At 27.8% G+C, this 13,500-nt stretch carries 11 protein-coding genes and 1 tRNA gene; 6 read left to right on the plus strand and 6 right to left on the minus strand.

Annotated features, from left to right (window positions below; translation table 11 throughout):
• Positions 1-13: 13 nt before the first annotated feature.
• Genes BWR22_RS09540 through BWR22_RS09555 form a run of 4 tightly spaced genes read left to right on the plus strand, consistent with a single transcriptional unit; the run spans position 14 to position 8,119 of the window.
• Positions 14-3,667: an AAA domain-containing protein gene (locus BWR22_RS09540; RefSeq protein WP_156875594.1), complete on the plus strand. Its 3,654-nt coding sequence runs from the start codon at positions 14-16 to the stop codon at positions 3,665-3,667.
• Positions 3,660-5,873, plus strand: coding sequence for a PIN domain-containing protein (locus tag BWR22_RS09545; RefSeq protein WP_076733457.1), 2,214 nt, complete (start codon positions 3,660-3,662; stop codon positions 5,871-5,873). The genes BWR22_RS09540 and BWR22_RS09545 overlap by 8 nt, the downstream gene beginning before the upstream one ends.
• A gap of 1 nt (position 5,874) precedes the next feature.
• Positions 5,875-6,513, plus strand: coding sequence for a hypothetical protein (locus BWR22_RS09550; RefSeq protein ID WP_083678273.1), 639 nt, complete (start codon positions 5,875-5,877; stop codon positions 6,511-6,513).
• Positions 6,514-6,517: 4 nt separating this feature from the next.
• A complete protein-coding gene (locus tag BWR22_RS09555; RefSeq protein WP_076733458.1) occupies positions 6,518-8,119 on the plus strand; it encodes an AAA family ATPase in 1,602 nt (533 codons plus the stop codon).
• Positions 8,120-8,165: 46 nt separating this feature from the next.
• Here BWR22_RS09555 and BWR22_RS09560 read toward each other — a convergent pair whose 3' ends face one another.
• Entirely contained in the window at positions 8,166-8,498 is a 333-nt protein-coding gene (locus tag BWR22_RS09560) for a hypothetical protein (protein ID WP_076733459.1), read from the minus strand.
• A 52-nt stretch (positions 8,499-8,550) separates the two neighbouring features.
• A tRNA-Met gene (locus BWR22_RS09565) sits at positions 8,551-8,624 on the minus strand.
• Positions 8,625-8,764: 140 nt separating this feature from the next.
• Here BWR22_RS09565 and BWR22_RS09570 point away from each other — a divergent pair.
• Positions 8,765-9,151 carry an START-like domain-containing protein gene (locus BWR22_RS09570; protein WP_076733460.1) on the plus strand — a complete coding sequence of 129 codons (387 nt, stop codon included), beginning with the start codon at positions 8,765-8,767 and terminating at the stop codon, positions 9,149-9,151.
• A gap of 54 nt (positions 9,152-9,205) precedes the next feature.
• Positions 9,206-10,048 (plus strand): aminotransferase class IV, encoded by an 843-nt coding sequence (locus BWR22_RS09575; protein WP_076733461.1) that lies wholly within the window; start codon positions 9,206-9,208, stop codon positions 10,046-10,048.
• On the opposite strand, the gene BWR22_RS09580 is transcribed toward BWR22_RS09575, so the two are convergent.
• The 4 genes from BWR22_RS09580 to BWR22_RS09595 all read right to left on the minus strand — a co-directional run bounded on the left by BWR22_RS09580 (position 10,045) and on the right by BWR22_RS09595 (position 13,490).
• Positions 10,045-10,605: a YqgE/AlgH family protein gene (locus BWR22_RS09580; RefSeq protein ID WP_076733462.1), complete on the minus strand. Its 561-nt coding sequence runs from the start codon at positions 10,603-10,605 to the stop codon at positions 10,045-10,047. The genes BWR22_RS09575 and BWR22_RS09580 overlap by 4 nt on opposite strands.
• Positions 10,606-10,823: 218 nt before the next feature.
• Positions 10,824-11,387, minus strand: a complete 564-nt coding sequence (locus BWR22_RS09585; protein WP_076733463.1) for a hypothetical protein — start codon at positions 11,385-11,387, stop codon at positions 10,824-10,826.
• Between the two features lie 57 nt (positions 11,388-11,444).
• The gene (gene mnmE, locus BWR22_RS09590; protein WP_076733464.1) at positions 11,445-12,839 is read right to left on the minus strand and encodes a tRNA uridine-5-carboxymethylaminomethyl(34) synthesis GTPase MnmE; all 1,395 of its coding nucleotides are present in this window, start codon (positions 12,837-12,839) and stop codon (positions 11,445-11,447) included.
• Positions 12,840-12,842: 3 nt separating this feature from the next.
• The gene (locus BWR22_RS09595; RefSeq protein ID WP_076733465.1) at positions 12,843-13,490 is read right to left on the minus strand and encodes a rhomboid family intramembrane serine protease; all 648 of its coding nucleotides are present in this window, start codon (positions 13,488-13,490) and stop codon (positions 12,843-12,845) included.
• Positions 13,491-13,500: the final 10 nt, after the last annotated feature.

Raw genomic sequence — 13,500 nt, forward strand, 5'->3', positions numbered from 1 at the left:
TAAAAAGAGAATAATGGCATACAACAATGAAGATATTTTCGATGACGAACCAATAGAACTAATAATAAGATTCGAAAATAAAGCAGTAAGTACTCTTGACAAACAAAATAAAGGAAGCTTTGAAGAATTAAAAAGATGGATTGAAAACAAATCAATAAAATGCTTCTTTCAAAAAAAAAATGAAGAAGAGCATAAAGTAACTTTTCAAATTGAAAACAAGCAAATAGAATTAGTTTTAAAATGGCAAGAGCAAACTTTCGACTATAAAACAATAATAAATCAAAAATCAAAAAATGTACTATCTGAAATTCAACAACTCAATTCAGATGAATATACAATAGTCGAAACCTGCAAAATAAAACTAATAGATTTCAAACAATCTAATTTCCCAAATAGAGAACTAAATGAATTATATGGTAGACTTTGCAATCTTGAAATTTCGCCAAAATCCGAAATTGAAAATCAGCAAGAAATTTGGGATAAATGGATTGAAGCTCAACAACTCATTCTTTATAAAAATTCTCAACCATTAGAAATAGTTAGCTACGAACAACCAAAAGAGTTAGACGAATCAAGATATCAATTTAGAGTTAAGTTAAAACAGGAAGAAAATTTAGAATATAATAGTTTACAAAAGGCATTAAAGCAAGAACCCTTTAAAATCAATGACACATTTGATAATGATATAATTCTTCTAAAATATGAAGATATTTTTAATGGGATTGATAAAGTCATCAATAAAGACTTTTCTGATATTTTTAAAAGAGATGAGAAATTAGTTTGCATTTTAGGAATAAGACCTTATTTAAATTCACAACTTATTAAAAATGAACTTGACAAAATAAACTGGAATTTATTTGTAAGAAACGGATTAGATAAAAATACGATCGAGTTTCATAACAAAAGTGACAAAGCTGCTATTATTCCTAAATCAATAATAGATGAATTTGGACTCGAAAGAAAATCTTTTATTGGTCGTTTTTCAATAATTAATAGCACTGGACTCACTATCAAAGAAAATATTGTAGAACTTTTAAAAGAAAATTCTAGTGCCTCCTTTATAGGTAAAACTAAAATAAACTTTAAAAGAAAACTGCTGAACAAAAGAAAGGAGTATTTTGATAAAGGAGCAAAAAGCGTAAAGATTCATCTTGGAGAAGTTTATTCTATCGATAAAGAAATTCAAGCCGAATTTAATACTGAATTTTGGAATTATTTACAAAGAGAATTTCATGACTTTGAATTTGAATTGGAATTTAACGAACTCGGAAATATAGCTTTTGAATTCAAAAATAAAGAAGAGCTCAAATACAAATACGATAAAATAGAGAATCTTCAAAAGTTTGATATTATAAAATCACCTTTAGATGAAGACTTTAAATTCAAAGTGAAAATTGAGATTATAGCTAAAAAATCTAAGAAAGAGGAATTTTTGGATAAAACAAGACAGATAGCTGGTTCAGAATTTTACATCGATAAAGGAGATAAGTTTGAAAGCAAAAATAGACAGGTTGTAATTGGTAATTTGAATGGTAAATATTCGGATTATAATCATTACGTTTTTAATTTACCTTACAAATGGCCAGACGACAAACGTCAAACTGATAGGTTCTTCAAGTTTATTGAAGATGAACCTAAAATAAAATTTGTTATACCAAATTTAAGAGGAGACCAAGCAAAAATATCTTGGTTAAATGAAGCAATGAGCAAAATTACTAATCCAAAAGAAGGATTAGACCTAAAACCTGTAAACGAAAAAATCAAGGATTTTATTTTTGATAGCTCAAAAGCTGAAGAAATTTATAAAAACCTCTCTAAAGATGAGGAAGAATGGAATGAATTAAAAAGACACGAATTACTAGTCTTAAACGATTCTCAAAGAAAAGCTGTTTTATCTGCTTTAAATTGCACAGATTTAGCATTACTTCAAGGTCCACCAGGTACTGGTAAAACGACAGTAATTGCAGAAATGATTTGGCAAATGGTAAGAGTTAATCAAGAACAAAAAATTCTTTTAACTTCTGAAACGAACCTTGCTGTAGATAACGCATTAGAAAAATTACTTAACAAAAATCATACACTAGTAAAACCAATACGCTTTGGAAGAGCAAGTAAATTTGAGGAAGAAGGGAAAAAGTACGCGTTTGAGCGTATAATGAAATGGGTTGACGAAAAATTTGAAACTGATGATGATTATGAAAATGAAGTTTTAGAGGAAGATTATGTTGAAATAGTTGAAGAAGATTTTTACAATAATTCTGTTCAGTTATGGATGCGAAGAATTGCGAACAATTCTCAACAATCTAATCCAAAATATAGTGACATTATGAAAGATTGGGCTTTTGAAATGGCTCAACCTGATAAAGAAATGAAAACCTTGTTTAAAGATAAATATTTTAAATATGTCAATGTTGTTGGTAGCACAAGTAGTTCAGCAGGAAGTCCAAATTTCGGAGCGGATTACCAACAAATTTTTAATGAATCTAAATTCATTGAAACAAAATTTGGAGATGTTGAAATTGAAAAATTTGCAAAAAAAGTAAAAAACATAATTAAAAGACACAAGTCTGATTTTGGTGGATGGTATGCTGGTGTTAATGTCATTGATAAATTAAAACCTATTGAATTTGATACAGTAATAACAGATGAAGCAAGTAAAGCAACACCACCAGAATTATTACTACCAATGTGTTTTGGGCGCAAAAATATCATCATTGGCGACCATAGACAATTACCTCCAATGCTTCACGACAAAACTTTCAAAGAAACATTAGAATCACTTGAAACAACACAAGCAAAAGAATTGGCATCTGAAATTAATAAGGACTTTGTAGAAACTTCTCAGTTTGAACGATTAATAATGCACCCTAAAGTTTCACCAACCATTAAATCTACGTTTAATGAACAATATAGAATGCATCCAAAAATCAACAATGTCATAAAACAATTTTATTTGGATGAAGGTGGTCTAGAACCTGGAAAACCAATAAAGGAAAATGCAAATGACCCAAATCTAAATAATCCATTTTCAAGACATCACGGCTTTTTACTTAACAAATTTATAAATCCAGATATTCATACTATTTGGGTTAATGTGGATGAACCAGAAGAATTAAGCGGAACATCAAGAATAAATAATTATGAAATTGAAGCTGTTGAGCTAGTCATAAAACTTCTTAAAAAATCAAATGGATTTGAAGAGTATATGAAACATTGGGAAAGCAGTAACGACAAAAATAAAGTTCAAGAAGAAAAAGAAATTGGTTTAATTAGTTTTTACTGGCATCAAGTATCAAAACTGAAAGAAGTAAAAAAAATCGCTCAAAACAAGTATAACATTCCTATTAGACTAAATACTGTCGATAAATTTCAAGGAATGGAAAGAAATATCATTATTGTTTCTACGGTAAGGAGTAATAAAAAGATTGAAAATGGAGAGATTAAAAAGAATTATGATATTGGTTTTGCAAAATCACCTAAACGATTGAATGTAGCACTATCAAGAGCCAAACGATTATTAATAGTCGTTGGTAATAAAAATATGTTTTACAGATTTAAAGATAAAAATGGAAACCAAATTTATAAAAATGTAATTGACACTATAAACGATGAAGGAATTGTTGTGGACTACAAAAACTTAAAAAAAGAATTTGGTAATAATGAATAATATAGACTACAACATATTTAAAGCCATAGAACAAGATAAAAAACTAACAGAAATATATGTTGGCTATACACCTTTTGATTGGTTTTTTACAAAAGCAAAGTATGCTGCAACTTGTACAGAAGCAGTTGAATTCACATTATTTGATAAGACTATTTGTGGCTTACTAAATATTGAAAGAGCTTTGAGTATAGAGGAAATTGGCGAAATTTTAGGTTTCAATGTAATAGATAATCCAACTCAAAATAAATATAAAGATTTCGCCGAATATGAAATCTTGAAAGAAGCATTGCAAAGTTTAGAAGAATTTGAGATGATAACTACTGGAGATAGTTTTTATTCCTATTGCCAATTAACTGATATTGGAAAAGAATATTTTCAAAAAGGTAAAAAATTCAGAGTACATACAAATAAAAGATTTGAGTTATATTTTGATAATACAAATAATGATCATTCAAAAGCAAAAGATAATTTTGAGTTTTTGAAAAGTGTTAATGCTGAAGAGAATTCAATTAATTCTAGGATTAATTATGAAGATGAACAACTATTAAAATCATTTTCAGAAAATCAAATCCCTGAAATCTATAATGTTGAAAAAATGAATTCTTTTAAGGATTCTGTTCTATTAGAAAAAGAACATAAATCAGTTAATTTATATGCAGTCTTTTTAGTAGATACAATTTCAGGAAAATACAGAACTCTTGTTTATGAAGAATATTCAAAAACAATTAATGATTATTTTTCTTCATATTTAAATGAAAATAGAATAAATGCAGATAATTTATTTTTTCAAATTCTACAAAAATATAGTTTTTATCAAAATCCAACTTCTGATGATTATTCATATCGTGAAGAACTAATTAAGTCTCAAAAAGAAATTGAAAGCATAATAGCTGAAAATAAAAATATTTCTGAAAAAATCGCAAAAAACTTCAATCAATTAGAATTTATTGAACCATTTATGTTTATTGATAAATTAGATACAATTATCAAAAATTCAGAAAATGAAGTTTGGCTAATATTTAATAAGGTGTCAAAATTATTGATTGAAACTCTATCTAAAATTATTAAAGACATTAACGATAAATACTTTTTTATTTATCTTCCAATTAATAATGATTTAGAAACTGAATTAGAAGAGTTTAAAAGGAAGGTTTCGGAAACTTTAAATTCATATTTAATAATTGGCAACATTGATGAATTTAATGTTATAACTGAAAACTCAAACAAAACATCTATATATAAAAAAGAAGATTTTCCTTTAGAAATAAATAAAAAATCAATCAAATATCAATTCGTTAAAAAGTATTTAAATGTAGATATTAAAGAACACATGGACACTTTTAGACGAGATTTTGCTGATGAATATGTACAGGATTTAATAGTGGAAATAAATTCTGTTATTTCCGAAAAAGTTAGTAATAAAAATTTATCAGATTGTACTATTCAAGAAATTGAAACGATTGATTATAAAATGAGACCTTTTTATGATGTTCCAAAATACAACGCAATTTTAAATGAAATTAAAGTGACTAAGAGTTCATTATTAATTGCTGTTGAAAAAGCTAGGAAAGAAAAAGTACAATCTTTTATTGATTCAATAGTAGAAGAACTTAAAAATTTAAACCTGTCTGATGAAAGGGAATTTAAAACTTTAAAATCAAAAATAAATAATAAGAAAGAGAAATTTGAAGATTTAGAACCTCGTTTGTTTTTAGAATTAGAAAAGAAGTTTTCACTTAAAGAGAAAGAGTTCGAACTAATAAAAAAGAGAAAATCAATAATAATTGATACAAATATTCTAATTGAAGAACCTAAAATTATAGATGTAATAGGTCCACTTCAAAATATTATTTTTTCTGCTAAAGTTATTGAAGAACTAGATGGTTTAAAAAATAGAAGAGAAACTAAAGAAAAGGCACAAGAAGCTATTAGAGAAATTCGTAAACATCAGAAAAATAGAAATATAAGTTTCAATACAAGTAAAGTTGATAACTTACCTGATGATTTAAATAAAAAATCACCTGATAATATGATTTTATCTGTTGCATTGCAATACCAAAAAAGAAACCCTATTCTTTTAACTAATGATAAAGGTTTGCAGATTAAAGCTGAAATGCTAGAGATTCCAGCTAAAACAATTACTGAATTAACATCTTTACTTTCTCTTAGCAAAAGAAATAGAACCAACAATAGAAAAAAACGATAATATGTCTTGTTTTGAAACATCCACTTTCCTGAAAAATCCTCAAGTATTTAAAACAGAGGTTTTTATTGAAGCAGTTGAGAAATTTAACTGGGAATATGAAATTAAAAGTGATAATGAAGTTATTGTTACTAAAATACCAAATACAAAGCTTCACGGAGAATATGCAATAAAAATTAAAAATGGAACAGTAACCTATAATAGTTATTACCTGAAAAACGGAAAAGAATTAGTTAAAGAATTACAAAGTGAGTTTTTTACGTTGAACGTTGAATACGCAAAAAAAACAATCCTAACTGAATTTGAAAGTGTTGGGTTTTCTTTAAAAAAAGATTATGACTTTGAACCAAATGAAGAAGTGAAAGAGAAGTTTTTTATGGTTGGTTATTCTAAACTTGACAATGAAGACGAAAAACGAACTGAAATAGAATTTTCAATTCTAAAAGATGGTACTATTATTTCTGATTCAAACTATATTCCATATGATGTTCACGAATTAGCGGATAAAGCAATGGAAGGAATAGAAAAGTCATTTGGAAATACAAGAAGAGAAGGAATAGAAATAAAAAGAAAAGAAATACCAGTAAGATATAAAAACAAGTCTTACTGTAGTGCTTCAAATAAAATTATAGCAAAAAATTAAAACAATGGAAAAATCATTTGAAGATTTAAAATATATGCTTGACGCTAATTATCCACTAATTTATCTAGCATCACCAGAATATGGACGCATAATTCAAAAAGTTAGAAGCACAGCTTTTAGAAAAGGATATACATTTAGCACTTGGGATATTGTAGATGGTTTACAAATCCACAATAAAGATGAAAACTCAAATAAATTAGATAAGGTTGAGAAACATCCAAATAATGGCGAAACTAAAAATCCTGATTCTTTTCTTGAATTTTTATTAAAAGGTAATAATGAGAACCAAGAATCAAAAGAGATTTTTATTATTGAAGATGCACATAAACAATTTCGAGATGAAAAATTTGTGGTTCAATTAAGAAAACTTACACAATATTTTAAAGTCTTAAACAAACACTTATTGTTATTATCGCCATTTTTTAAATTGCCTATTGAATTAGAAAAGTATGTGACAGTTCTAAATATGCCTTTACCAGATAAAAACGATTTAGAAAAAAGGTTGAAAGTAATAACAAAGGATGAAGTTATAAATGATGATTTAAAAAATCTAATTCTTGATGCAGGTGCTGGATTAACAGATGTTGAAGCTGATTTGGCTTTTCGCTTAGCAAAAGAAAAAGTTGGCTTAAATAGTAAAGATGCAATTAGAATCATAGCAAGCGAAAAAGAACAGATAATAAAGAAAAGTGGAATTCTAGATTATTATCATACAACAGAAAATTTAGATTCAAGTGTTGGTGGTTTAGACAATTTAAAAGTTTGGTTGAAACAAAGAAGCAAAGCATTTGAAAGAAAAGCGAAAGTTTTTGGTTTAAAAGAACCAAAAGGAATGTTGCTTTTAGGTGTTCCTGGAACTGGAAAAAGTTTAACAGCAAAGGCAATTGCTACAGAATGGAATCAACCTTTATTAAAACTAGACATAGGTAAAGTATTTCAATCAGAAGTTGGTAGTAGTGAAAACAACATAAGAAATGCTATAATGACAGCAGAAGCAATTGCACCTTGTGTTTTGTGGATAGATGAAATCGAAAAAGGATTGAGTACTGGTGGTGGCGAAAAAGATGGAGGAACAAATTCAAGAGTATTTTCAACCATTTTAACTTGGATGCAAGAAAAAACGAAACCAGTTTTTGTAGTTGCAACTGCCAACAATATTAGCAATCTTCCACCTGAACTTTTAAGGAAAGGTCGTTTTGATGAAATCTTTTTTATAGACTTACCAACAAAAAAAGAAAGGAAAAATATATTTGAAATTCATCTCAATAAAAATAATCAATTAAATATAACTGACTTCAATCCAATAATTGAAGAATCTAAATATTTCAATGGAGCTGAAATAGAAGAAACTGTTAAAGAAGCAATGTTTAAGGCGTATATCGAAAACAATGAAGAACCTGCAATAAAATTATCACATCTAATTGAATCAGCCAAAGCAATTGTTCCTCTTGCAATCACAATGAAAAATAAAATTGACGGATTAAGAGATTGGGCATCAACAAGAGCTAGACCAGCAAGTTCTGATTCAGATAAAGAAGATTTAAAGAAAGGTGAAACTAAAACTCAAACATTAACAAAAAGAGAAAAGGAAGAGGATATTTTTTAAAAATTTACCCATTCAAATAAACAACACCTTAAGTTTCCAAATCATATTAAGACATATTACCAAATTGATTAAGTTCCATATTATTTATAGGTAAATATCTAAAAGTAAGTAAGTTTATTAATGCCTCTAAATCTCCTTTAGTAGCAGCCTTACTTTTATTGGAAGTAGACCTATTAGCGTCTCCATAAAAATGTGTTACTCTTTTAAGCTTACCTGTTTCAAGATTTCTATATGAAAAATAAACATACCAACGTTTGGATAAATCACCATTGGCATCATAAATTTTAGGAGTAGAATAATTCTTTTTAATTTTCAAATCGTATGCATTATCGTATTCACTATCGTATGCAAATTTAACAATCTGTTTAAAATTAGACATAAAAAAACGGTTTAGCAAGGCTAAACCGTTTACATCAGTACTATTTATTAAGTAGCGAGAACGAGATTTGAACTCGTGACCTCCGGGTTATGAATCCGACGCTCTAACCAACTGAGCTACCTCGCCATTTATTTGTGGCTGCAAATATAAAAACAAATTTATAGTGAGCAAACATAAAAGCAAATAAAATATTTATTTAATTTTTTTTCTAAACTCATTAATTAATGTATATATTGGAGACATAATATTTTTATATCATTTATTACATGGACGAAAAAGTTAAATACGAATTAGAATTCCCCATACACGCCTCACCTACACTACTTTATCAATATATCTCAACGCCTTCTGGTTTGTCTGAATGGTATGCCGATAACGTAAATTCTCGTGGAGAGCTTTTTAAGTTCATTTGGGATGGCGCAGAAGAACAAGCTAAATTATTAACAAAAAAAAGTGGAGAACGCATTAAATTTCGTTGGTTAGAAGACGAAGGAGAAGCTTATTTCTTTGAAATTAGAATACAAGTAGATGAAATAACAAAAGATGTTTCAATAATTGTTACAGATTTTGCTGAAGAAGATGAAGTTGAAGAAAGTAAAATGTTGTGGGAAAACCAAATTTCAGATTTAAAACAAGTATTAGGTTCTGCTTAATACATTCCATAATTTAAACTTATATTTGTGCCGAAGAAATTCGGCACTTTTTTTATGATAAACATTAACGGAAATTTTAGCAACAATAATCAAATTTTAACTCCAGAAAATCGTGGTTACAGTTATGGTGATGCTTTGTTTGAAACAATAAAAGTATCGCATGGTAAAATACTTTTTCTAGAGGATCATTATTTTAGACTTATGGCTTCTATGCGTATTATGCGTATGGAAATTCCTATGAACTATACTATGGAGTTTTTTGAGACTGAAATCTTAAAAACCATTGAAAAAAATGAATTAATTAACAATTCTTGCAGAGTTAAAATTCAAGTACATAGAAATTTTGGAGGTTTATATTTACCTACAAATAAAGAAGTATCATTTATTATTTCAGCAAAAAAAATTGATAATGATTTTTATTTATTAAATGAAGAAAAACATGAAGTCGATTTATTTAAAGACTTTTATGTTGCACCTGGATTACTCTCTACATTAAAAACAAATAGTAAATCTATAAACGTAATTGGTAGTATTTATGCTAAAGAAAATGATTTAGATAATTGTTTACTACTTAACACAAACAAAAATGTTGTAGAAGCTTTAAACGGAAATTTATTTTTAGTAAAAGGAAACACTATTAAAACACCACCTATTGCAGATGGATGTTTAAAAGGAATAATGAGACAGCAAATTATAAATATAATAGAACTGTTACCAGATTATAATTTAGATGAGTCTTCTATTTCTCCTTTCGAATTGCAAAAAGCAGACGAGTTATTTACAACCAATGTTATACAAGGCATTCAACCTATAACTAAGTATAGAAAAAAGACATTTACTAATAATGTAAGTAAATTACTGCTTCAAAAAATAAATGTAAAGGTTAGATTAGGCTAATTATAACTAGGGTTTTCTGGTGCATTAGACCAAATGCTATAATCGCCACCAAGTTCCACCATTTTTTCTTTCCAAAAAAATTGGTAGTCTTTTTCTATAATCGCTTTTTTATGTACATTTTTAGTTACAACCCAAGCGTTAGATTTTAACTCTTCTTCTAATTGGTTAATTTCCCATCCAGAATAACCTAAAAAGAATTTTATATCCTTTTCGCTAATTTTACCTTCCATAATTAATTTAGAAACTTCACTAAAGTCTCCTCCCCAAAAAATACCTAAAGAAATTTCAATACTATTAGGTATTAGGTCTGGTACTTTGTGGATAAAATAAAGGTTATCTTGTTCTACTGGACCACCGTTATAAACCTTAATTGGTGTTTCGATTTCTGGTATTAAGTCGCTAATGGTAAACTCTAAAGGTTTATTTAAAATAAATCCTATGGAACCTTCTGCAGAATGATCTGTTAATAAAACAATAGAACGATTAAACGACATATCTCCTATTATAGATGGTTCTGCAATTAATAAATCTCCTTTTTTGGGCTTAGTTAAAATCATAAAAAAATGAATTTTATTAATTAAATGTAAACTTTATTTATTAAAAATCCAATAATTTTAAAATTTAAAACCTTTTACAGCAAAAAATATTTTCTATAAAAACATTATTTAAAACATTACAAAAGCAAATAAATAATTATAAAAAGATTAAATCTAATGTCTTTTTTTATATAAAAAACATTCTTTATTGCTGTATAAGCTATGTAATAAAATAATGTTTATTCTGTTTTTGGTAATATATTTAAATTGTATTGATATAACGAATTCCAGGTAATTTCGCATTTATTAAAACCATCAAAACACATTATAGGTTTTAAATTGTAAGCTGCCAAAGTAATTATAAATCGATCTAAACCTCCAAATGGATAATTTCCTGTGGAAAACTCTACAATACCAGTATCTTGATTTATTTTTTTTAAATTACTCATATCAACTTCAAAACCATATTCTAAGTAATTAAAAATGGAAAGAGTATCAAGATTTCCTAATTGTTCAATATTATTATTTTCTTCTTTAAAAAAATCCTTTATATATTCATTTACATAACTAGGAAATAATTCTTTACATCTATATTTTTCTGGTTCTGCTTGTTGGTCTAAAAAATTATTTAGCTCTATTAATGCTATATCAACCTCCTCCTCTGTCATACTATCCCAATCAAAATCTGGTCCTTTATCATCAAATTTAAAATCTGGTTGCCTGACCATAACCATATGCTTATAGATTTTTTTAAAATCTTCAAATTTATATCTGTCTTCTATATTAAATTTAATGTAAAGCATGCATTGTAGGCTTTAAGACAATTTAATGTTAACTAGAGTCATATTTTTATACTTAATTTACTTCCCAATACAAAAATTAGCGAAAATATTACCTAATAAATCGTCATTTGTTATAGCTCCTGTTATCTCACCAAAATGGTATAAAGCTTGCCTAACGTCTATTGCCATTAAATCTCCAGACAATCCAAACTCTAATCCTTCTTTAACTTTATTAATTTCTTCGAATGCTTTTAATAACGAATCGTAGTGACGTGTGTTTGTTATAATAGTTTCGTTATTTCTTAATGCTCCTGTATTTACAAAGCTTATTAATTTTTGCTTTAACTCCTCTACTCCAATTCCTGATTTAGCAGATAATAAATGAATATTATCAATTTTAGACTTTAAACTTTCAATTTCAGAAGTATTTAAAATATCAATTTTATTTGCTATAATTATTAATGGTTTAAGCGGAAAACGATTTTTTATTTTTTCAATTTCTACAATTAATCGTTGGCTTTCGGTTTGAAACTCTCCAGCAGAAAAAAGCAAAATAACAACTTGAGCCTGCTCCATTTTTTCAAAGGTTTTTTTAATTCCTATGCTTTCTACTACATCTTTTGTCTCTCTAATTCCTGCAGTGTCTATAAACCTAAAACCTATACCATCTATTACTAACTCATCTTCAATGGTATCTCGAGTTGTTCCTGCAATATCACTTACAATGGCGCGTTCTTCGTTTAAAAGTGCATTTAAAAGTGTAGATTTTCCAACATTTGGCTCGCCAACAATAGCTACTGGTATTCCGTTTTTTATTACGTTTCCAACAGCAAAAGAATCTATTAAACGTTTCAATACAAAGGTTATTCTATTTATTAGCTCTTTAAATTGTGTTCTATCTGCAAATTCAACATCTTCTTCTGCAAAGTCTAATTCTAGCTCTAATAAGCTGGCAAAATTTAAAAGTTCTTCGCGAAGCTTAGCAATTTCAGAAGAGAAACCACCACGCATTTGCTGCATCGCTATTTGGTGCGATGCTTCATTATCACTCGCAATTAAATCTGCAACAGCTTCTGCCTGGCTTAAATCTAGTTTTCCGTTTAAAAATGCTCTAAGTGTAAACTCTCCTGCATCTGCCATACGGCAACCATTTCTTAAAAATAATTGAATTATTTCTTGTTGAATATAAACCGAACCATGACAAGAAATCTCTACCACATTTTCTCCTGTGTAAGAGTTTGGGTTTTTAAAAATAGAAACTAAAACTTCATCTATAACTCTTTCTCCATCAACTACATGACCTAAATGTATTGTATGCGTTTTTTGCTTTAAAAGTGATTTGTTATTTTTTACAGACTTAAAATGGGCGTTAGCAATAGTAATTGCTTCTTCTCCAGATAGACGAATTATCGCCACTGCTCCAGCGCCAGATGCGGTTGCTAATGCTACTATAGTGTCGTTATTAAAACTCATAAATTATATTTTTCCTAAACGCTTTAATACAAATAATAATACAATAGGTATTGCTAAAACAAGAATCATTGTAACGTTTGTTTTAAATAAATATGTTGCAAATAAAAGTGTAAAAACATAGCCTCCAATAGCGCCACCAAAATGCGCATCGTGACCAATATTATCTGCTTTTGCTTTCATTCCATAAATTGAATATAGTAAATAACCTACTCCAAAAATATAAGATGGAATAGGTATAGGAATAAAAAACAAATATAAACTCATTCCTGGTTGTAATAATATTGCAGAATAAATAATACCCATTACCGCTCCACTTGCTCCAACAGCAGTGTAGTGATACTCGTTTTTATGAAAATAATACGATAAAATATTACCTATCAACAAACTTCCTAAGTATATAATAATAAATTTAGCATTACCTAATTCTGCAACCACAACAGGAGCAAAAAAATATAAAGAAAACATATTAAAAAATAAATGTTGTGGATTAACATGAAGAAATCCAGAAGTTATCATTCTAATCTTTTCGCCTCTTGTAATTGCTCCAATACTAAACTTATATTTTTCGAAAAATGCATAGTCGTTAAAACCCTTAAAAGAAGCTAAAGCATTGGCTCCAATAATGATAATTGTAATAATATTTATATCCATAAACAATAAA

Source organism: Lacinutrix venerupis (assembly GCF_001971745.1).
Taxonomy (GTDB): domain Bacteria; phylum Bacteroidota; class Bacteroidia; order Flavobacteriales; family Flavobacteriaceae; genus Lacinutrix; species Lacinutrix venerupis.